Below are 21,879 nucleotides of genomic sequence, written 5' to 3'. Positions count from 1 at the left end.
CCCGATGACGGGTCCGACCCGATCGTTCTCCCCGAGCCGGACGGCATGACGGCCGCGAGCTTCGACCATAGCGAACTGGTTAGCGAACTTCGCCGCAGGGCCGCAGCCCTTCCTGGGATCGATTATGTCGCCCCGGCCCGGCTTACCAAGCTGTCGCCCGCGCCGGCTTATGTCGAAGGCGAGTCCGGTGCCGAGATTCGCATCGAAGCGAAGCAGATCGTCGCGGCCGACGGCCGGCGCTCCGGGACACGCCGCCTGCTTGGTCTTGCGGACGGGTCCGTCGGGATCTCGTTCATGGGCGGCATTGTCCTGAACGACGTGGACCTGCCGGTCGAAGGCTACGGCCACGTGATGAGTGGCGGCCCCGGTCCGATCATGATCTACCGCATCGGCGCGAATAAGGTTCGCATGTGTCTCGACATACCGACTTCCGCCACTTCGCTCCGGCGCGATCCGGAGGCACTCTATGACGCCGTGGCGCCGGGGCTCCCCACAACGATGGCAAAGGCACTGGCGGTTTCCTTGAAAGCCCGGAAGCCGGCCTGGATGGAGACGCGGTTCCAGACCCGGACCGAGTACGGCCGGGGCAACGTGGCGCTGGTTGGCGATGCGGTCGGCTGCACGCATCCGCTCACAGCGATTGGTATTTCGCTGGGGCTGATGGATGTGGAGGCGCTGCTCGATAGTGTGGACGCCGCCGATTATGCGCGCCAGCAACGTGCGGCCGTACGCGTGCCAGAGATGCTTTCGAACGCGCTATATCAGGTCTTCTCGGACAACCGCTACGACGCCGTGGCGATCCGCCGATCCATGTACGATGTGTGGCGCACCGACGCGGCTGAGCGCCACCGCACCATGGGATTGCTCGCCGCGACAGACCTTCGCGGCCGGAGCTTCGCGACGTCGTTTTTCCGGATTGGTTTCAAGGCGGCGCGGAAGACGGTGGGGAGCCAAGCCCGCGAGGGGCGCTGGCGCCGCGTGCGGCATTCGCTGTCCAGGTTTGTCTCCTGGAGCACCTGGCCCCTTGCCGGCCTTCTTCCCGGCTATCGGAAAATCCCCGCACATCTCACGGCTCCGCGGGTTGGTCGGCCGGGGTGACCAAGACCATGCCGGAAGCGCGGCAGGCGGCACAGGACGATCTGTCACAGGCCATCGCGCTTGCACTTCGGCACCTGCAGGACACGCAATCGCCCGATGGCAGCTGGCACGGTGACTATGGCGGCCCGGTGTTTCTGCTGCCGACCCTGATCGCGGCGACCCACATCATCGGTGAGCCGTTCGATCGAGAGACCGAGCGTGACTTCGTCCGCTATTTTCGGCACGAGCAGAACCCGGACGGCGGCTGGCCGCTCCATACCGGGGATGAGAGCTACGTCTACGCGACGGCCCTTTGCTATGTGGCGCAGCGGCTTCTAGGTGTCCCGGCGGACGATCCCGATTTACAGCGCGGCCAGGCCTGGCTCCTGGATCATGGTGGGGCAGCCGACGTGCCGCCTTGGGGCAAGTTTCTGCTCGCTCTGCTCAACCTGTATGACTACGACGGCGTGATGCCCGTGCCGCCCGAGTTGTGGCTCCTCCCGGACGGACTGCCTGCCCATCCATCCCGCTTTTGGTGCCATAGCCGCATGGTCTATCTGCCCATGAGCTATCTCTACGGCATCAGGGCACAAGCCCCGCTGACGCCGGTCTTGCGCGCAATACGGGGCGAAATCTTTTGCGAGCCTTTCGAAGGGTTCGATTTCCGCGCGACCCAGACACGCTGTGCGCCGGGCGACATATATGTGCCGCTCTCGCGCCTCTATCGCGTCATGAACCGGCTGCTGAACGGATACGAGGCTGTTGCCGGCAAGAGCCTGCGGGATCGCGCGAACGCCTTCGTGCTGGACCAGGTCCGCCAGGAAGACGAGAACACCAACACCATCTGCATCGGTCCGATCAACAAAGTCCTGAACATGCTGTGCTGGCATTTCGCCGAGCCCGGCGGGCCGCGTGTGGCCGCCCACCGCGCACAGCTCCCCGAGTATCTCTGGAAGGGTGCACACGGCACGCATATGCAGGGCTACAACTCCTCGCAGCTTTGGGACACAGCCTTTGCGGTGCAGGCCATTTGCGCGACGGGGCGCGTGGGTGAGGTGCAGTCGATGGCGGACGGGGCACACGACTATATCGAGCGCAACCAAGTGCTCGAAGACACGCCGAACCGCGCGCTCTATTACCGCGATCCTTCCAAAGGGGGCTGGCCCTTCTCAAACCGCAAGCACGGCTGGCCGATCTCCGATTGCACGGCGGAGGGCTTGAAGAGCGCGATCGCCTTGCAGCCGCATGTCGAGGGGCCGATCGGCGCAGAGCGCCTTCACGACGCGGCCGATTTGATCCTGGGATGGCAGAACGGCGACGGCGGTTGGCCGACCTACGAGCGGGCGCGGACGCTTCCCTGGATGGAAGCGCTCAATCCGTCTTTCGTCTTCGCCGATATCATGGTCGACCACTCCTATGTGGAGTGCACGTCGGCCTGCCTCCAGGCCCTTGTCAGCTACCGCGAAGGTTATGCGGATACCGTACGCGCCGCGCGTATCGAACAGGCCATCGAGCGGGGGCGTGCATTTCTGTTGAAACGGCAGCGGGCCGACGGGTCGTGGATCGGCTCCTGGGGCATCTGCTTCACCTATGGCACCTGGTTTGCGATTTCGGGTCTGCGCGCCGCGGGGCTCGCCGCCGACAGTGCCTCGATCCGGCGCGCCGCGGCCTTTCTCATCGCCCATCAGCTCCCCGACGGAGGTTGGGGCGAAACGATCGAGAGCTGCAAGCGTGGCGCTTACACCAGTTGTCCGGACGGGCAGGTCGTCATGACGTCCTGGGCCGTGCTCAGCCTGCTCCAAAGTGATGAGGCCGATAGTGCGGCCGTGCAGTCGGGCGTGCGTTTTCTGCAAGACCGGCAGAAAGGCGACGGAAGCTGGCCCGATGAGACCATCGCGGGCGTATTCAATCGCACCTGCGCCATCACCTACGACAATTACCGTAAGATTTTCGGGCTCTGGGCCCTGGCTGCGGCGGAGGCGCGTTTGAGGGCCTAAGGCAATGGACCATAAGGGTTTTCCTGATCCGTTTTTGTTGCGCTTAGCCGCGTATGATACCGTGGAAGAATCAAAAACAAGGCTCCGGTGGCGGGCTTTGGCTCTCCAGTCAGCTTGGCTCCTCAGCGACGGGAAAAGCGGGCGATAGTGTCCAGGGATTGACTCGATGACGGCTGGGTTCGGTCTGGAAAAGCTGGGGTTCCTGGCACAGCGCTTCCCGCGGATCACCCTTTTGATCGTGGCCGCGCTGACCGTCCCCTTGGCTTTTGCGGCGGCCAAGGTCGAATTTTCCAGCGATGTCCGCGAGATTTTCCGCTCCGGAACCCAGGAGTACCGCAATCTCCAAATGGTCGAGGCACAATATCCGCAAAGCGGCGAGGACGTTCTGCTGCTGGTACAAGCCGACGATCTCTTCACGCTCGACAATCTCAAGCGCCTCCGCGATCTGCACCTGAACCTGCATTTCGTCGACGGGGTGAAATACGTCTCATCGATGTTCTCGGCGCACGATCCGCCGGATTCGACCGGCAGCGCCGAGGCGGTGTTCCCGATGGAGGTGAGCGAGGCGGAGCTTCCGGCTCTGCGCGAAGCGCTCCTGGCCCACCCGTTCGTGTCCGGCAAGCTCCTATCGGACGACGCCACGACGGCGTTGTTCGTGGTCGCCATCGAGCCGCGGCCCAAGATCGACGATCTTCGGGTCGTTGCCGACGATTTACGAAAGGTTACGGATGAGGCGCTTGCGGGCACGGACATGCATGGCGATCTAAGCGGGGTCGCGTTCTTCCGTCTCGAGATCGTCGGCGCCCTGATGCGCGATCAGAGAATCCTGATCGGGGCGGGCTTCACGGTCTCCCTGATCATCTGCCTGATATTTTTTCGCAGCCCCGTCTACGCATTGCTTGCCGGCGTGCCGGCCGGCATTGCCGTTCTCTGGACGCTGGGGATCACCGAGCTGCGCGGGCAGGAGATTACGGTACTGACGGGGGTGGTTCCGGGGCTCGTCACGGTGCTGGTCTTCGCGAGTTCTCTCCACCTGATGGTCGGTCTCAAACGCAATTTGGTCAGCGGGGCGAGCCCGCGCGAGGCCATCGCATCTTCGGTCCGCGATATCGGGCCAGCCTGCGTCCTCGCCGCCATGACGACAGCCATCGCGCTTCTGTCTCTCGCACTGGTCCCGCATGCTCTCGTCTCGGGCTTCGGTCTGACCGCGGCCATCGGCACGGCTGTCGCCTTCCTGGTGACGATCACGGTCCTGCCGGCGCTCGCCGCATTGTTGCTCGGCCGGCGCGGCGCAAAGGAAAACTCCGACCAAACCCTGGACCGAATTTTCGCGGCGACGAGCGCGGGCTGCCGGTCGCTGGGACGGCGCATTCTTTCCCACCCCGAGGCGTTCCTTGCCGTGGGGCTTGTGGTGGCGATCGGGGCAGGCGTGCTCTACGCCACGATCAGCCCCAGCTATCAGTATCGGGACTACCTGCCCAGCGGCAGCCAGGCCTCGAAGGTCATGAACGTAGTCGACGCGCAGTTCGCCGGCACCGAAGCGGTCCTGCTCCATATCCAATGGCCCGAAGGAAAAGACCTGGATTCGTCGGAGGTCCTCGCTCTGGTCGGGGAGTCGCACAAGACCTTGGAGAGCTTACCGCTCGTCACGAAGGCGATGTCCTTGCACAGTATTGAAACTTGGATGCTGGAGGGCGGACTCATGAAGGAACAAATCCTGCGCTTTCTCGAGGAGGCGCGGTCACCCTTCATCGAACGCATGATGTCAGTGGACCACAAGTCGGCGCTTGTGGCCGGCTATTTCCCCGCGGTGGACGCCTCCGAACTGGTGCCGGTCCTGGATGACCTGGAGGCGGACTTGGTGGGGCTGCGCGCGGCGCACCCGGAGGCGGGCTTTGTGGCAACGGGTATCGCGGCGCATTCGGCCCGGGCGAGCTACGAAATGATCGTTGATCTCAACCGCAGCCTTATGCTCGCCATCGGGCTCAACATCCTGCTCATCGGCCTTGTATTCTGGTCCTTGCGCGCCGGACTCTACAGCATGTTGACCAACATTCTGCCCATCGCCGTCGCGGGCGCGATCCTCCATCTCACGGGCGCTGGACTGCAATTCACCTGTGTGGTGGCGTTCACCATCGGGTTTGGCATCGCTGTGGACAATGCTATTCACATCTTGAACTACTACCGTTTGATGCGGTCCAACGGCGAAGCTGTGAAGCCTGCTCTCGAGGAAACCATCGCCACCATCGGCCCGGCGCTTGCCGTCGGCTGCCTCGTGCTGATCGTCGGGTTCGGAGGCACGATTTTCAGCGAGCTGCCCAGCCTGCGCCTGTTTGGAGAAGTCGTCATAATGCTCTTGGCAACCGCGCTGCTCGCCAATCTTCTGGTGCTGCCGGCGCTGATTGCGTTCGTTGAAGGACGAAGCGAGCAAAAGAGTGCCGCGCCGCAAACAACTAAAGGCGGCTAGGCAAGGCCGCTACGCAAGGGAGGATCCCATGAGGACCCTATTTTCGCTGATCATTGCTCTGTTTGTGGTGACAATCGCGCCGGTCCATGCCCAGACCACGCCTCTCGAGGGGACGTGGAGTGGCAGCGGCACGATGCAGGCCAGGGACAATCCGCCCCAGAAGTTGACCTGCCGTATCAAATACAGGCGCGAGACCGACAAGGTCTACAAACTTGCGGCCAAATGCGTGACCATCTCGACCGCGATCAACCAGACGGGGAAGCTTTTGAAGGTCAACCCGGGGGTCTATGTGGGGGAGTTCCAAGTCGCGACTTACGATATCTCGGGACGGGTCCGGATTACCATTAAAGGCGGCGTTCAGACCATGTCGTTCAAGAGTTCCCGGGCGAGCGGGAGCGTGACCCTGAAGAAGTCTTGACCCGGCCGCGCGGCGCGTGTGCTAGGATGAGTCGGCGTGCCAACGCTGACTGCGTTGTGGACATGATCTGAGGAGGCCCCAAAATTGCCTCCCGGGGGGGGATAACTTCAGGCGTTCTGTACGGACCTTTACATAGGCGAGTTTGGGCAGCAGCCGTTACCAGCCAGAGATCCGCAGGCATCGTGTGGACGGCAGCGCGCATCTGCGATGTGCCGCCCTCATAATGGGGCGACTATGCTGGATGGGCTCAATCGGAACACCGACGCTCGGCGTGACGTTGTAAAAATGGGGACTTTGGACGGGGCCGTGGTGGAAAGCGCAGTCGGCAAAGAAGAACTCCCGCTGCTGTTGGTTCCGCAGCTGTCGCGTACGTTTGCGCTGACCATACCGAAACTGCCGCCGGATCTGCGGCTCACCGTCGGTGCCGCCTATCTCCTGTGCCGCGCCGTGGACACGATCGAGGACTCGCAGCTTGCGGACTGCGACAGGAAGCTTGCCCAGCTCGATATGTTTCTTGCGGCGGTCGAGGGGAAAGGCAGGTTGGAAGATGTTTCACGACGTCTCTCGGTCGATCTTTCCGGTCAGGTCAGCAGAGAGGAGATCGATCTTCTCGAAAGCCTGCCGGGTCTGTTTGCGATATTGAACGCGCGTCCCGCGAGACAGCAGGAGGCCGTTCGCACCTGTCTCACGAAGATGGCGTCGGGCATGAAATCTTATGTCAATCGTCCGACGGGACTGGCCAACATGGCCGAGCTGGACGACTATTGTTACGTCGTGGCGGGCGTTGTCGGCGAGATGCTCACCGAGCTCTTCTGCGACCATTCCCCAGACATCGACCAGCATCGGGATGCACTGGAGAAGAGGGCGGCCAGTTTCGGCCAAGGTCTGCAGATGACGAACATTCTCAAGGACATCTGGGACGACCGGCGCCAGGGCCGGTGTTATCTGCCGCAGAGCCTGTTTTGTTCCGTCAGCCTCGATCTGGGCGACCTCGACGATGCCGCAAGGAACCCCAATTTCCGCCCGACCATCCATCGGCTTGCGACGATCGCGCTCGGACATTTGGGCAATGCCGTCGATTACACGCTGACAATCCCGCGTCAGCACACCGGCATCCGGCAGTTCTGCCTGCTGGCGATTGGCATGGCCTATGCAACGCTCAACCGGGTGGTGCAGGTCTCTCATTTCTCGTCGGACTATCGGCCGAAGATTTCGCGCACGACGGTTCAGGGCGTCATGCTTGCGGCGCCCGTCATCTGCCGCAGCGATTCGCTGACCCGTTGGACGATGTCCGGAATGGCCAGCCTATGCCATGCAAATGCTGCCCCGCTAACAGTGGGTCCTGAGACAATGGGCACGGCTCGGTGACGGGCGCGAAGGCGAAAAGGCGGCCTCCCAGCGCCGCGCATAGATCGTCCGCAAACCGATCCTCCGCCCCTTGACAGTGCCAATCCAATTCAAGAGGTTGGCGCAATGGAAATGCTTGAGAAAGTCATTCTCATTGACGATTACGATCGCGAGATTGGCACCGGCGAGAAGCATGAGGTCCACAAGCAAGGCTCTCTCCATCGCGCATTTTCAGTGATCGTCTGGGACAGCGCAGACCGGCTGCTACTGCAAAAGCGCCATACCAGCAAGTACCATTCCGGCGGGCTGTGGACCAATGCGTGCTGCGGTCATCCGCGCCCCGGCGAGGACAGTGCGGCCGCGGCAAGCCGCCGGCTACCGCAGGAAATGGGCTTTCTGTGCCCCTTGGAGGCAATTGGCACGATCCGTTATCGTGCGGAACTCGATCACGACATGATCGAACACGAGATCGTCCACGTGTTTCACGGCATCCACGACGGCTCCATCGTGCCAAACCCTGATGAGGCGGAAGATTATCGCTGGGCGTCCCTGCAGGACGTGCAAGCGGACGCTTTGGCAGCGCCTGAGCGATACACCGCCTGGTTCGGCAAGTATCTGAAAGCCAAGTGGCCTGTGATGCGCGCCGTTCCCGAGAAGTCGAATTAAGCACCATTGACGACCTCACGGTCTCGTCACTTGACGTTCGGGGCTTTGGCGCCGAAATTTGAAGATACATGGCTAGTTTCAGAACTATTTTGACGACGTTGATCGTGTGCGCGCTTGCGGCTTTGCCCGCGGCGAACGCCAGTGCGGCTATGCGGATGGCCGGTACGATGGGCATGACCGGCGCTACGGGGATGTCCGGTGCTCCGTCCGCGATGCCTGCGGATTGCGACGAGCATGCCGTAATGGTGCCGTCCCACCGCAAGGCCGGACCTGCGAAGTCCTCTGAACCTAAGGAGCCTTGCTCCGATACGGCCTGCGGCGGGAAGTGCCTATGCGTCAGCCTCGCCGTGACCGGTGTGCTGGCTATGCCTCCTGCAACGTTGTCTTTCCCGCACGCCGCCGTTCAGGCGGCTCGTTTGACGGCAAACCTTCGGGCGCCGTCCTTCGTGCCGCCGTCTCCGCCTCCGCGCGTCTAACCCTCGACAGCAACACTGCACCCATGCTCCGCGCATTGCGTCCGCTTGCGCGTGGGCTCGTGCATCGAGGTCCCCGGCTGCTTCTGGCCAGGGGTGACGCAACGATCATTTGGAGACGCACATCATGAAGCGTCTGAGAAGCGCCGTAGCTCTTGCGGCGGGACTCCTGGCGGGAGCCGGGGGCACCTATTGGTATCTGAACGCGTGGCATGCAGAGCAATCCGCGCCGATGGGAATGGGCGTGTCGGCGCCCGCGAACGATTCCGTGCGGCCTGAGCGGGCGATACTCTACTACCGCAACCCCATGGGGCTCGCCGACACCTCGCCGGTGCCGAAGAAAGACTCTATGGGAATGGATTACATCCCGGTCTATGCGGACGAGGACGCCGACGACGGCACCGTCTCGATCAGTCCGGGCAAGGTTCAGCGTAGCGGCGTGCGCACGGAAAAGGTCGGCAAGCGGACCGTGTCGCGAAATGTCCGCGCAGCCGGTGCTGTGGAGCACGACGAGTCCCTGCTGACCATCGTGACTGTGCGGTCCGACGGCTATATCGAGGACCTCTTCGTCGACAAGACCGGCCAGAAAGTGGCGAAGGGCGAACCGCTGTTCCGCTTCTATAGCCCGCAGATCCAGCTGGCGCAGGCCGATCTTATCGTCGCTTTGCGGGCGCAAGGACGAGGCCAGCGCGCGCTCGCCGGGGCGATCCAGAAAATGCGCAATCTTGGCGTGCCGCAAAGCCGCATCGAGGCGGTACAGAAGAGCAGAGACAATCCGCGCACGTTGGACTGGCCCTCGCCGGCGACGGGAGATGTGACCTCGAAGAGTGCCATAAACGGCCAATTCGTGGAGGCGGGCGATGAGCTGTTCCGTATCGCCGATCACACGCGCATGTGGGTCATTGCTGAAGTCGCGGAAGCGGACATAGGCGACATCGCGGTCGGGATGACCGCTACGGTGACGCTGCGCGCGCTTCCCAATGAGCCCTTCGAGACAAAGGTAAGCTTTATCTATCCGGAGATGCGCAAGCTGGAAACGCGGACGATCCCGGTTCGCATCGTGCTGCAGAATGACGACAGAAGCATCAAGCCCGGCATGTATGCCGATATCGTGTTTCATCCGGGCAAAAAGACGGCGCCTGTCACGGCTGTTCCGGCGAGCGCGGTGATCGACAGTGGTACGACGAAGACCGTCCTCGTCGCCAAGGGCGAGGGCAAATTCGAGCCCCGTCCGGTCAGGCTGGGGCGTAGCGGCGATGGCTTTGTGGAAGTTATCGAGGGCGTTGGCGAAGGCGAAGACGTCGTCACCTCGGCGACCTTCCTGATCGACTCGGAGAGCAACCTGAAAGCCGCCCTCCGAAATCTCGAGCGTCAGGAGACGGCGCCATGATCGCAGGCATCATTCGCTGGTCGGCGCGGAATGTCGTCCTGGTCGGCATTGCTACAGTGTTCGTGACGTTGCTCGGCCTCTACGCGGTGCAGAAGGTCCCGCTGGATGCGATCCCCGATCTCTCCGACGTTCAGGTGATCGTCTACACCGAGTATCCCGGACAGGCGCCGCAAGTAGTCGAGGATCAGGTCACCTATCCGCTCACGACGGCCATGCTGACCGTACCAAGGGCGCGCACCGTGCGTGGCTTCTCCTTCTTCGGCGTTTCGTTCGTCTATGTGATCTTCGATGACGGCACGGATATCTATTGGGCGCGCTCGCGCGTGATGGAGTCGCTGAGCGCCGCAGCCGGTGATCTTCCGGCCGGGGTGTCGCCGGAACTCGGGCCCGACGCCACGGGGGTGGGCTGGGTTTACCAATACATTCTGCGGGGCACGCAACACAGCCTCGCCGAGCTCCGGACGCTGCAGGATTGGTATGTGCGCTTCGGTCTCTCCAAAGCCCAAGGCGTGGCCGAGGTGGCGAGCGTCGGCGGCTTCGTCAAGCAGTACAGCGTGGTCGTCGATCCGCGCCGCCTGCAGGTGCTGGGCATTCCGCTGTCGAAGATCACCGACGTGATCCGCGATAGCAATATGGATGTCGGCGGGCGCACGGTCGAACTCTCCGAACGCGAATACATGGTGCGCGGGCGCGGCTACATCACCGGCATCGAGGATATCGAGACCATCGTCGTCAAAAACGACGCAGGGGTGCCTGTGCTTCTCAAGGACGTCGCACGCGTCGAGCTGGCCCCGGACGAGCGCCGGGGGCTGTCCGAAGTGAATGGGGACGGGGAGGTGGTCTCGGGCATTGTCCTGCAGCGCTATGGGGAGAACGCATTATCCGTGATTGAGAGCGCCAAGGAGCAGCTTGCAGAAATCGCGTCGGGGCTGCCGGAGGGCGTGTCCGTGGAGACCGTCTACGACCGCTCGGATTTGATCTACCGCGCCATCGATACCTTGAAACGCACGCTCATTGCGGAAAGCATCATCGTCGCGTTGGTCTGCGTGATTTTCTTGATGCACGCGCGCAGCGCCCTGGTGGCGATCATTACCCTGCCGCTTGGCGTGCTCATCGCCTACATCTGCATGTGGGCCTTGGGTCTTTCCTCCAACATCATGAGCCTTGGCGGCATTGCTATTGCCATCGGCGCCATGGTGGACGCTGCCATTGTGATGATCGAGAACGCCAATAAGCGGCTGGAACACGCGCCGCCCGAAAAACCCCGCCATGAGGTCATTGTCGAGGCGGCGATCGAGGTCGGGCCAGCGCTATTCTTCAGCCTGCTGATTATCACGGTGTCGTTTCTGCCGATCTTCGCGCTTGAGGCGCAAGAGGGGCGCCTGTTCAAGCCTCTTGCCTATACGAAGACCTTCGCCATGGGTGCGGCGGCGCTCCTGTCCATCTTTGTCGTGCCCGCGCTGATGATCTTGTTTGTACGGGGCCGCATTCTCCCCGAGAACAAGAACCCGCTAAACAGAGTCTTGAGCTGGCTCTATGAGCCGGTAATCGCGTTCGCCATGCAGTTCCGGGTGCTCACAGTCCTGGTCGCCGCTGCTGCGCTCGCCGCGACGTGGTGGCCCGCGTCGAAGATCGGCAGCGAATTCATGCCCGCCCTCAATGAAGGCACGCTGTTCTACATGCCGACTACTTTGCCCGGCGTCTCCGTGACGGAGGCTGGCAAGCTGCTGCAGACTCAGAACAAGATCATAAAGAGCTTTCCGGAAGTGGAGTCCGTCTGGGGCAAAGCGGGACGTGCGGCAACCGCCACGGACCCGGCGCCGATGAGCATGTTTGAGACGATCATTAATCTGAAGCCGGAAGAAGCCTGGCGGGAAGGCATGACCATCGACACGCTGACCGCGGAAATGGACGCCGCCTTGCAGTTTCCCGGCGTGTCCAACTCCTGGACGATGCCGATCAAGGCGCGCACAGACATGCTGTCCACCGGCATCCGCACGCCCGTCGGTATCAAGGTGATTGGCCGCGATCTCGACGAGATGGAACGGCTCGCCCGAAAGATAGAGTCGGTGGTCCGCGACGTGTCCGGCACGACCAGCGCCTATGCGGAGCGCGCGACTGGGGGCTACTACATCAATATCGATCCCGACCGCACGCGCTTGGCGCGTTACGGGCTCATGGTGGGCGATGTGCAGAACGTGATCGCCACGGCGCTTGGCGCCAATGCCGTCACCACGACTGTGGAGGGACGCGAGCGCTACAAGGTCGCTGTGCGATACCCGCGCGACTATCGCAACGATCCGCAGGCCATCGCCAACGAGGTGCTGATTCCGACCCCTGCCGGCGGCACGGTGCCCTTGGATGAAGTGGCCACCGTCACGGTCGCCCAGGGTCCGTCAATGATCCGAACAGAGAACGCGCAGCTCGCACTCTATATCTTTGTAGACTTTCGCGACCGCGACATCGGCAGCTACGTCGCCGACGCGCAAAGAGCCGTGGCCGAGACTGTGAATTTTCCGCCCGGATACTATGTGACCTGGAGCGGTCAGTTCGAATATCTGCAGCGCGCGGAAAAACGGCTGCAGATTGTCGTACCGTTCACGGCGCTGATTATCTTCGTGCTGCTCTATCTCAATTTCGGCCGCTTGACCGAGACGCTCATCGTCATGCTCTCCGTACCGTTCGCCCTGGTCGGCGGGATATGGCTCATGTGGTGGCTCGATTTCAACTTCTCGGTCGCCGCCGTGACGGGATTCATCGCCCTGGCCGGTGTCGCCGCGGAAACGGGCGTGGTGATGTTGATCTATCTTGATCGTGCCGTGAAGGATCGGCTGGCGGCGTGCGAGCAGGAGGGGCGTGCGTTCGGCGGCCGCGATCTACATGCGGCGATTATTGCAGGTGCGGCGGGCCGCTTGCGGCCGAAGATCATGACGGTCGCCGCGACCGTCGCAGGTCTTCTGCCAATCCTTTGGGCGCACGGTGCCGGCGGTGCGGTGATGCAACGTATCGCCGTGCCGATGATTGGCGGCATGGCCTCATCGACCGTCCTGACCCTGATCGTGATCCCCGCAATTTATAGCCTCGTCAAGAGTGCCGGATTGCGTCGGAGCACAGCCGCAGACACACACGGTCAGTCCGAGGTTGCGCCGCGCCGGGGGTAAGCGGCATGGTGTCGTTCGTCGCTTGTGATCTCGCGCCGTCTGTTTTGCCGGTTCAAGGCTACGCTACGGTAGCTGCCTTATAGCGATGCGGGGCGCGACAGAGGGAGAAAGCCGGTGCGGAAGGTCTTAGGAATCTTGGTTCTGATTGTGGGCGTTGCGGCGCTCTGCTGGTACGGCGCCAAACATCATGCCAAGCGGATCGAGCAGGCGGTCACCGATGGCGCGAACGGCGCCGTCGCTGGATCGGTGCATGGCGTCAAGCCGGACGTTGCGGGCCGCGATATCGAGGTCAGCGGCCTGGCCAACAGCGCCAAGGAGCGAGATCGGATCCTCCAGACCCTCGGCATTGTCAAAGGGCGCCGGGTCGTGCGCGACAAGATGAAGCTGCTGGCATCGGCCTCTCCATACACATTCTCCGCTGACAAATCGGCCAAGGCTATTACCGTTTCGGGCCATGTGCCCACCGAGGGCGCGCGGGAAGGAATTGCGGTCGTTTTGGACCATGATGCGTCGGCTCTGATGCTTGCGTCTGGCGCACCTGGCGGTTGGACGATTGTGGCGCAGGATGGGATTAGCGCGCTGTCGAAGCTCAACGAGGGCACGCTGACCATGTCGGACGACACGCTGAGCCTGTCGGGTGTCGCTACGACCCCAGCCGACGGGAAGGCGGCGCTGGCGGAGCTGAAAGACGTACCGCCCGGCTATACGATCGAATCCTCGTTCGACTATCTCGACGACGGCGAGCCGGTGAACTTCCAGCTGACCTATTCCGCTTCGGATGGGGGCTCGGTGAGCGGCAAGCTTCCGAAGGGGCTGACGTCTGACAAGATCGCCGCCGCGCTCGGTCTCGATAAGGTCTCGGGCGACCCGGCCACGGGAATTTCGGGCGACCCTGAGTCGGTTCTCGCAGCTCTCAAAAAACTGGCGGCCTGGCTGCCGGAGTTTGAGACGCTGAGCCTGAAGACGGCCGGAGGCGATGACGATTACGGTCTCACGGGTGGGGGCGCGCCGGGCGCGGATCTTGAGCTTCTGAAAAAGGGTCTTTCCAGTGATCTCGGCGATACGGTCGTCGTTTCGGTCGAGGCTGCCGGCGACTTGCCGCCCGAGGGCACGCGGCGCGTCAATGCGGCGACGGGCGAGACTGAGGTGCTGACAGCCGGCTACTGGCTGCCGCAAATGGACTTCGTGGCGGGCTTCGACCAGTGCCGCGACAAGGCCAACGCGCTTCTGTCCAAGCGCGACGTCAATTTCGTGACCGGCTCGGCTCGCCTCGACGCACGCTCTCTGAGGGTCATCAATGCGATGACTTCGCTTGTTACAAAATGCGTTCAGTCCGGCGACCTGCGTGTCGAGGTGGGCGGACATACGGATAGTCAGGGTGATAGCGCGTTCAACAAGACCCTGAGCCAGAAGCGCGCGGACGCCGTGGTGGCGGCCCTTCGTGTGCGGGGCATTCCGGAGGATGCGATCTCGGCTATCGGTTATGGGGACGCCAAGCCGGTCGCGGACAACGACACAGAAGACGGGCGGGCCGCGAACAGACGCGTCACTTTGGCGTTTTCTCAGTAACAGGCCCGCCAGGCACAAAGAGGGGTTTTTGTATGTTCAGGAATTGGGGCTTTTTGGTCGGAGAAATTTGGATCCTGATCCTGCTCGCGGCTTTGCTCGGGCTGTTTGTCGGGTGGCTCATCTGGGGCGGGCGCCGCAATACCGTTGCGGACGGCACGGGGACCGAGGTTCGGAAATTGCGTGCCGACCTGGAGACCTGCCATGCCACTTCCCGCGAGAAAGACGATCTGATCGGCCGCCTCGAAGCGCGGCTTGAGGGCCGGGGCACCGGCGCTGCCGGTGGGGACGTCAAGCGGGCCGTCTCGGCGCCGGCTGCCGGGGCAGCGGAAAAAGCCGTGGACCCGGATTTCGACCGCGATGGTGTCGACGAAGGCCTCAACGAGGGCGTCAAGCCCGTGACGCTCGATGCGCCGCGCGGCGGCAAGGGCGACAACCTCAAAAAGATCAAGGGCGTCGGGCCGAAACTCGAGCAGCTATGCAACCGGCTGGGCTTCTGGCATTTCGATCAGATCGCCAATTGGTCCGACGACGAGAAGGCCTGGGTCGATGCCAACCTGGAAGGCTTCAAGGGCCGGGTGACGCGCGATGATTGGGTCGAGCAGGCCAAGCTCCTGTCCGAGGGTGGCAAGACCGAATTCTCAAAGCGCGTCGAAGCCGGCGACGTCTACGACAAGGAAAAGAGTTGAGACATTTTGGCCGTGCGGCTTGACCGTCGGCCCGAGTCGTCCAAAACTGCCGCCCGCCGATGGTGTTCGGGTGCGGAAACGCACTTGGATGAAACGGGAATTAGGTAGGGCCGTGATTGGCCCGAAGCCTAGCCGCCCCCGCGACTGTATGCGGTGAGCCGCCTTCCATTGATGTCACTGGCCCTTTCTGCCACCCAAGGCAGGGCTGGGAAGACGGAAGACGGCCGTGATCCGCGAGCCAGGAGACCGGCCATTCGGCGATACGATTAACCCACACGCCGTCGGGTGAGACGGCAAAGGAGAATTGACGTGCATATCGAACCTGGACTCGTCGCCGACAGCAAGATTTGGCTGAGCTACGCCACCGCCGCAGGCGCGGGGGCCTTTGCCATGAAACTCGCTTGGGAGGACACTAAGGAACGCGGCTCCGTCTCGCTGTTTGCGCGGGCCACTGCTGCGACCGTACTCGTCTTCTGTTTCTTCGAAGTCCTTCCCCATTATCCGGTCGGCGTTTCGGAAGTTCACTTCATCTTTGGGTCGACGCTCTTCTTGATTTTGGGCGCAGCGCCCGCCGCCATAGGACTGGCCTTGGGGCTTTTGCTTCAAGGGCTATTCTTTGCGCCGTTCGATCTGCCGCAACTTGGGATGAACGTCACCACGCTCTTGGTGCCGCTATTCGGCTTGCGTTATCTCGCGGGCAAGATCATCGAGCCAGACACGCCTTATGTGGATTTGAAATACCGTCAGGCGCTCGCACTCTCCACCGCCTATCAGGCGGGGATCGTGGCATGGGTGATGTTCTGGGCGTTCTACGGCCATGGCTTCGGCGCCGAGAACATTCAGTCCATCGTGACGTTCGGTGGTGCTTACATGCTCGTGATTATCGTCGAGCCGCTGGCTGATCTCGCGGTTCTCGCAGGGGCAAAGGCCATTCATGCCTTGCGCGGCAGCCCGCTGGTCGAGCGGCGTCTCTATCATCCCGCGTAAATCAATTTCGCTTCAAGCAGATCAGACGGCGGTGCGGTCACTCGCGCCGCCGGTTTCTTTTGTGCGCGCTCAAGACGGTCCAGCGCGGGGCGGAGCGCTTAGCAGGATTCTACAATTCCACCGGGTGCGCGGTCTGGTAAGTTAAAAGTTCCGGCAAGAGAGGGGCGGACGCCATGAGCGTCACTGTCGCGAAATCACACAAGGGAGGGACTCTATGGCCACGGAAGACGAAGCTTCCATACCCAATCTGGACGATGTAGGCAAAGCCGCTGAGAACGGGGTTACAATTACGCTGGACGAATACAAGCAGAAGGTCATGGACGGAACGTCCTAGGCCGTCGCGAGAAATGCTTGAGCCGGACGATAGCGGCGCTAGCCGCAAAGCTCATCAGCTGGTGGGCCTCGTCTTGGGGCCTGCGGTGTTCTTGGCGTTCATCGCCAGCCCGGCGCCCGAGGGGCTGTCGGCCACGGCCTGGTCCGTCGCCGCGCTGGCAGTCTGGATGGCGATCTGGTGGGCGACAGAGGCGGTCCCGCTCTTTGTCACGGCGCTTCTTCCTCTGGCCGTTCTGCCGCTTCTTGGCGTGGAGAACATTGGCGAAGCGGCCGCGCCGTTCGCGCATCCAGTCGTGTTTCTGCTGCTCGGCGGGTTTCTCATCGGTCTTGCCCTCGAGAAATGGAACCTGCACCGGCGCATCGCTTTCCACATCATTCTTAACGTCGGCAGCCGCCCGCTCAATCTCATCGCTGGGAAGATGCTGGCAACCGCCTTCTTGAGCATGTGGATCACGAATACGGCGACGACGATCATGGTCCTACCGATCGCCATGTCGCTCATTGCGGTTGTTACGCCGAACGGCACAAGGGGTAAAGGTGAGGCGGCCAATTTCGGCACCGCCATGATGCTCGGTATCGCCTATGCCGCGTCCATCGGCGGGATGGCGTCTCTGGTCGGTTCGCCGACGAACTTGCTTGCGGCCAGTTACCTCGAGGAGGTTTTCAGCATCGAGATGACGTTTGCGAGATGGATGCTGTTTGCGCTGCCCATCTCCGCGGTCCTTTTGGGCTGTGCCTATCTGGTTCTGACCCGCATCGCCTTTCCCGTATCCAACAGTCTCGGCGCGGTGAAGCCGGGGCTGGTCGGAGGGATGCTGCACGATATGGGCCCCATGAGCGGTCCGGAGAAGCGCGTCTGTGCTGTATTCGCCGCCGTCGCGATTTGCTGGATCTTCTCGCCCTTGGTGGAGGGGAGGCTCGGGTTCGATATCTCCGACACAGTCATTGCCCTTGTCGGTGCGGTTGCGCTGTTCACGATACCAGCCAATTGGCCCGACCGGACGTTTTTGCTGGACGGACGCGCGGTACGCCGGGTCCCTTGGGAAGTTCTGATCCTGTTCGGCGGCGGGTTGAGTCTCGCCAAGGCGATCGACGGTAGCGGCCTCGCAGTCTGGATCGGCAACGGCCTGTCCTTCTTGAATGCGATGCCGCTGTTCGTCCTGATTTTTGGGGTGACGCTTCTCGTCGTTCTCTTGACCGAGCTGATGAGCAATACTGCGACGGTGGCCGCCTTCCTGCCCATCGCAGGCAGTCTTGCGCTCGGGTCGGATCTGTCGCCGCTGTTGTTTGTTCTACCGATCGCGCTCGCGGCGTCGTCGGCCTTCATGCTGCCGGTGGCGACACCTCCCAACACGCTCGTTTTCGGCACGGGCTACGTCACGCTGCCGCAAATGATGCGCGCCGGTGCCTTGGTGAACTTATTCGGCGCGGCGATCATCGCCGGCGCGGTCACGCTCGCAGCACGGTTCTTGTAGGAGTTTCGGTTAGACGTCTCGGCGGGAAGTGGCCCGGCCAGGAGCCCTTTCCTGTCCGGGCCGAAACGCCATTATTGTTAACTTCCCGTTCGGTTGAGCCCTGAAACGCTAGCCCCTCAATTCTTAACGAGTTCTTAACGCGAGAGCCTCGTCCACAGGCCTAGTCGGGGTCGCGCCGTACGAGCTCGGCGAGGGTCTTGCCCTCACCGTCCTTGAGGATAAGTCTGGTGGTGCTCGCCTCGGCCATCCGGGTGCTGCCGAGTGTCGTCGCGAATTCCCGCTCCCGCTCCATGAACGGCGGTGGGCAGGCCATTTTTGTCGACGCAAGAGGACCGAACTTAAGCTCTCCGTTGTTGTACGCATAGGATCCGGCGAAGCGATTGCAGCCGAGATGGCCGGAGACCTTGTTTTCTGCACCAAACTGCACGATGCGCGCCTTCTTGCCGTTCTCGTCCGCAAAGACCCACACGGTTCCAGCAAGCGTCATTGGGGTCATTTCATCGGCGCTCCATGCCCCTTGCGTGGTCAGGACCACCGGTGCCAGTGCCAGAAGTCCCATCCGGACAAATGCGCCAAGTCTTGTCAGTCGTCTTGTCATTCTGCGTCCAACCTCAAGCCTCAAATCCTACACGCGCACCGCGGATAGACGGGAACGGCGCCGCTAAGTTGAGGCCGTGCGCCGGTAGAGCTTTGCGCCGCTTAAGTCTTGTGCCGGTAATGGGCCATCATGAACTCGACCCACGTTCTCTCCTTGTCGGGTGCGCGGGATTTTAGTGCCCAGTAGTCGTCGCTTTCGATCTCGATAATGTCCAGGTACCGGACCAAGGACCCATCGCCTGTGAAGCTCGGGCCTTCCGTGTCCAGCGTGAGCATCTTGCCCGCCGCGTCCAGCGCGCCGTCAATGATTGAGGTAGGGGGTGGGGTCAGGGGCTCGAAGTTGACAGACGAGACCCGGCTTTCTATGTTCCGGCCCAATTCGCGGGCGGCCTTTTTTCAAGGGCCGCCCGGACTGTTTTTTAGCCGAGATGGATGGCGTGAGATGAAAATCAAGAATTCTTTGAAAGCGCTGGTCAAGCGCCATCGGGATAACCGGGTGGTTCGCCGCCGTGGCCGGCTCTATGTGATTAACAAGACCAACCGCCGCTTTAAGGCGCGCCAGGGATAACCTCAGGGTGTGTCCTTTGCGGTTTTGCTCCCCATCCGAGCGGTTCGGGGAGGCTAATGCGGAAAAGCTTTGACGGGGCCCCTTGGGGCCCCGTAACTTTTAGGCCATGAGATTTTCAGGCCATAAGATAGGCTTGTGCGTGATGGGTTTGGCGCTGCTCGCGCCAGTGCCGGTTTTGGCCGGACCGCCCGTGGTGCTCGCACAGTTCTTCGAACATTACGACGATGCGCCGGTGCCGCCCGCTCGGCCCGCCGAGGAGCCCTCGCTCGAGGGTCTCGATCTCGATGGGCTCGAGGACGGCGGTCTCAATGCGTTGCCGCAACCGATGCCGGAACCCGAATCCGGATTGCCCGACACGGCGGCAGGTGAAGCGCCGGGTGCGCCCGAGCAGGATGTTGCCGGCAATGTCCCTCCCGCCTTCGATCCGGCCGAGCGCCCGATCTTGCTGGCAGGTCTTTACGAGCGCCTCATGGAGGCCAAGACGCCGGGCGAAGCCGCCCCGATCACCGAGGCGATCGAGGAATTGTGGGCCATGTCCGGCAGCGATACGGTCGACCTTCTCATGAGCCGGGCCACGCAATTCGCCAATAACTCCGATGTCGATCTATCGCTCGCGGTTCTGGATGCGGTGGTGGATATAGCGCCGGAAGAGGCCGAGGCCTGGTATCTGCGCGCCAAGGTCAATGTGCTCGGAGGCAACCCGGAGCGGGCGCTGGCCGATCTGCGGCGCACCCTGAATTTGGATGAGAAACACTACCGGGCGATAACCGATCTTGGGCTCGTGCTGGAGCAGCTCGGCGCCAAGAAGGAAGCGCTGAAGGCGTATCGCCAGGCGCTGAGTGTCAATCCCTATATGGATGACGCTAAGGCCGGCGTCGAAGCGCTTTCGCGCGAGGTCGAAGGCCAAGACATTTAGTCAAGACTTCTAATCAAAACATCTCGTTGAGCGCCCAACTCTCGTCGAGCGGCCTTGTCGGAAACCCGTGTGTTGGAGGCGTCTGCCCGTAGACCTACGGGAGTTCCACGTCGTCGCTCGGATCGACTTCGGCGATGCGCAACAAATTCGTGGAGCCGGACTTTCCCAGCGGTACGCCGGCGGTGACGATCACGCGCTCTCCGGCCTTGGCGAAGCCTTCCTGGTAAGCGATGCGGCAGGCCTTGGCGACCATGTCGTCGAGATTGATCGGGTCGTCCGCGAGCACGCAATGCTGGCCCCAGACGATCGTTAGTTTCCGTGCTGTCCGCGGGATCGGCGTCAAGGCCAGGATCGGCTGTTGCGGCCGCTCGCGCGCGGCCCGCAAGGCCGTGGCACCCGAGGCCGTGTAACAAACGATGGCCGCCAGATCGAGCGTCTCCGCGACCGTCCGGGACGCGGCCGAGATCGCGTCCGCGCCCGTCGCTTGCGGATCGATGCGCTGGGCATGGATGATCGCGGCGTGGAGCGGGTCGTGTTCTACTTCGATGGCGATGCGGTTCATGGTGGCTACGGCGTCGACCGGATACTTTCCGACCGCCGATTCAGCAGACAGCATGACCGCGTCGGCGCCCTCGAACACCGCGGTGGCGACGTCGGACACCTCGGCCCTGGTGGGAGCCGGCGCGTAGATCATCGACTCGAGCATTTGCGTGGCGACCACAACCGGCTTGCCGGCATTGCGTGCGGCCCGGTTGATTTGTTTCTGCAGGCCGGGGACTTTCTCGACCGGCATTTCCACGCCGAGATCGCCGCGCGCCACCATGATACCGTCGGCTAATTCGACGATCTCCTTGAGAAAGTGGATCGCGGTCGGCTTCTCGATTTTTGCCATGATGGCGGTGCGGTTGCGGCTGAGCTTGCGCGCCTCTTCGATATCGGCGGGGCGCTGCACGAAAGAGAGCGCCAGCCACGAGACTCCGATCGAGTTGGTGCACTCGATGTCCGCCCGGTCCTTATCGGTCAGAGCACCGAACGGGAGCATCGTATCGGGCAAGCTGATGCCCTTGCGGCTGCCGAGTAGACCGGAATTGAGCACTTCGGCGTCGATGCGCACGTCCGAGGCTTCCACCACGCGCAGATTGAGTTTGCCGTCGTCGAGCAGCATTGTGTGCCCGGTCTCGACGGCCTCGAATATCTCAGGATGAGGCAGATGGATGCGGCCCAGACCGCCCACGTCCTCGCGGCGGACAAAGCTCACGACGTCGCCCTTAGTCAGGCGCACCGTGCCAGACTCGATCTTGCCAATCCGCAGCTTCGGACCCTGCAAATCCACCAGAATGCCGATGGGACGCGAAAAGTCCGTCTCCAGCTTGCGGACGATCCCGTGAACCTCCCGCAACCCGTCATGGGTCGCGTGGCTCATATTCACGCGAAATACGTCGGCGCCCGCTTCGAACAGGCGGCGCATGGTGTCTTCGTTGGTGGAGGCAGGACCGAGCGTTGCCACGATCTTGACCCGTCGGTTCCGCCTCATTGGGGCTTCGCTTCGCCTTCTGGGTCCGTCAGACGCACGGTCCAATCCCTCTCTTCGCCGGTGTCGACCTCGAAGAAGCCCGTGCGCCGATGGCCGCGCTTCTCGCATTCCGCGGTGTTGCGGATGGTGAAGGACTTATCGTCCGTGCACATATAGAGCCCGCCGGCCCATTCACCGCCACGGTCATAGTCCACTGCGTGGATGTAGTAATAGCGTCC

18 protein-coding genes and 1 riboswitch are annotated in these 21,879 nt (G+C 62.3%); of the genes, 14 read left to right on the top strand and 4 right to left on the bottom strand.

Annotated elements, in window-relative coordinates:
- The 12 genes from WBQ77_RS09345 to WBQ77_RS09290 form a co-directional block, all read left to right on the top strand.
- On the top strand, positions 1-1,098 hold a 1,098-nt coding region (locus tag WBQ77_RS09345), incomplete at its 5' end, for an FAD-dependent monooxygenase (protein ID WP_424059954.1).
- Positions 1,095-3,074, top strand: coding sequence for a terpene cyclase/mutase family protein (locus WBQ77_RS09340; RefSeq protein ID WP_424059953.1), 1,980 nt, complete (start codon positions 1,095-1,097; stop codon positions 3,072-3,074). The genes WBQ77_RS09345 and WBQ77_RS09340, both read left to right, overlap by 4 nt.
- A gap of 166 nt (positions 3,075-3,240) precedes the next feature.
- On the top strand, positions 3,241-5,541 hold the full coding sequence (locus WBQ77_RS09335) for an efflux RND transporter permease subunit (protein ID WP_424059951.1): 2,301 nt from the start codon (positions 3,241-3,243) through the stop codon (positions 5,539-5,541).
- A gap of 28 nt (positions 5,542-5,569) precedes the next feature.
- A complete protein-coding gene (locus WBQ77_RS09330; RefSeq protein ID WP_424044855.1) occupies positions 5,570-5,959 on the top strand; it encodes a hypothetical protein in 390 nt (129 codons plus the stop codon).
- 285 nt (positions 5,960-6,244) lie between these two features.
- Positions 6,245-7,327 (top strand): phytoene/squalene synthase family protein, encoded by a 1,083-nt coding sequence (locus tag WBQ77_RS09325; protein WP_424044857.1) that lies wholly within the window; start codon positions 6,245-6,247, stop codon positions 7,325-7,327.
- A 105-nt stretch (positions 7,328-7,432) separates the two neighbouring features.
- On the top strand, positions 7,433-7,972 hold the full coding sequence (idi, locus tag WBQ77_RS09320) for an isopentenyl-diphosphate Delta-isomerase (protein WP_424044859.1): 540 nt from the start codon (positions 7,433-7,435) through the stop codon (positions 7,970-7,972).
- A gap of 600 nt (positions 7,973-8,572) precedes the next feature.
- Positions 8,573-9,835: an efflux RND transporter periplasmic adaptor subunit gene (locus tag WBQ77_RS09315; RefSeq protein ID WP_424044863.1), complete on the top strand. Its 1,263-nt coding sequence runs from the start codon at positions 8,573-8,575 to the stop codon at positions 9,833-9,835.
- Positions 9,832-12,996, top strand: a complete 3,165-nt coding sequence (locus WBQ77_RS09310; RefSeq protein WP_424059949.1) for an efflux RND transporter permease subunit — start codon at positions 9,832-9,834, stop codon at positions 12,994-12,996. The genes WBQ77_RS09315 and WBQ77_RS09310 overlap by 4 nt, the downstream gene beginning before the upstream one ends.
- Before the next feature lie 114 nt (positions 12,997-13,110).
- Complete coding sequence (locus WBQ77_RS09305; protein ID WP_424059948.1) at positions 13,111-14,565, top strand: OmpA family protein; 1,455 nt, start codon at positions 13,111-13,113, stop codon at positions 14,563-14,565.
- 32 nt (positions 14,566-14,597) lie between these two features.
- Complete coding sequence (locus WBQ77_RS09300) at positions 14,598-15,251, top strand: hypothetical protein (RefSeq protein WP_424044869.1); 654 nt, start codon at positions 14,598-14,600, stop codon at positions 15,249-15,251.
- A 43-nt stretch (positions 15,252-15,294) separates the two neighbouring features.
- A riboswitch (cobalamin riboswitch) is annotated at positions 15,295-15,520 on the top strand.
- A 40-nt stretch (positions 15,521-15,560) separates the two neighbouring features.
- On the top strand, positions 15,561-16,238 hold the full coding sequence (locus WBQ77_RS09295) for an energy-coupling factor ABC transporter permease (protein ID WP_424044870.1): 678 nt from the start codon (positions 15,561-15,563) through the stop codon (positions 16,236-16,238).
- A gap of 347 nt (positions 16,239-16,585) precedes the next feature.
- Complete coding sequence (locus WBQ77_RS09290) at positions 16,586-18,046, top strand: SLC13 family permease (protein WP_424059946.1); 1,461 nt, start codon at positions 16,586-16,588, stop codon at positions 18,044-18,046.
- A gap of 160 nt (positions 18,047-18,206) precedes the next feature.
- Here the strand turns inward: WBQ77_RS09290 and WBQ77_RS09285 are convergent, their stop codons facing one another.
- Positions 18,207-18,644 carry an META domain-containing protein gene (locus WBQ77_RS09285; RefSeq protein ID WP_424059945.1) on the bottom strand — a complete coding sequence of 146 codons (438 nt, stop codon included), beginning with the start codon at positions 18,642-18,644 and terminating at the stop codon, positions 18,207-18,209.
- 101 nt (positions 18,645-18,745) lie between these two features.
- Positions 18,746-19,021 (bottom strand): DUF1579 family protein, encoded by a 276-nt coding sequence (locus WBQ77_RS09280; protein WP_424059943.1) that lies wholly within the window; start codon positions 19,019-19,021, stop codon positions 18,746-18,748.
- Between the two features lie 64 nt (positions 19,022-19,085).
- Here WBQ77_RS09280 and ykgO point away from each other — a divergent pair, with 64 nt between their 5' ends.
- Entirely contained in the window at positions 19,086-19,211 is a 126-nt protein-coding gene (gene ykgO, locus WBQ77_RS09275) for a type B 50S ribosomal protein L36 (RefSeq protein ID WP_045368701.1), read from the top strand.
- A gap of 142 nt (positions 19,212-19,353) precedes the next feature.
- The gene (locus WBQ77_RS09270; RefSeq protein WP_424059955.1) at positions 19,354-20,127 is read left to right on the top strand and encodes a tetratricopeptide repeat protein; all 774 of its coding nucleotides are present in this window, start codon (positions 19,354-19,356) and stop codon (positions 20,125-20,127) included.
- 94 nt (positions 20,128-20,221) lie between these two features.
- On the opposite strand, the gene pyk is transcribed toward WBQ77_RS09270, so the two are convergent.
- Together pyk and WBQ77_RS09260 are read right to left on the bottom strand one after the other, a co-directional pair.
- A complete protein-coding gene (pyk, locus tag WBQ77_RS09265; protein WP_424059941.1) occupies positions 20,222-21,661 on the bottom strand; it encodes a pyruvate kinase in 1,440 nt (479 codons plus the stop codon).
- Positions 21,658-21,879 (bottom strand): DUF1036 domain-containing protein (locus WBQ77_RS09260; protein ID WP_424059939.1); only part of this gene is annotated, 222 nt, incomplete at its 5' end. The genes pyk and WBQ77_RS09260, both read right to left, overlap by 4 nt.

This window comes from Methyloceanibacter sp., assembly GCF_049590335.1.
Taxonomy (GTDB): domain Bacteria; phylum Pseudomonadota; class Alphaproteobacteria; order Rhizobiales; family Methyloligellaceae; genus Methyloceanibacter.
The sequence above is the reverse complement of the archived record's forward strand: the minus strand, read 5'-3'. Positions and strand labels throughout refer to the sequence as shown.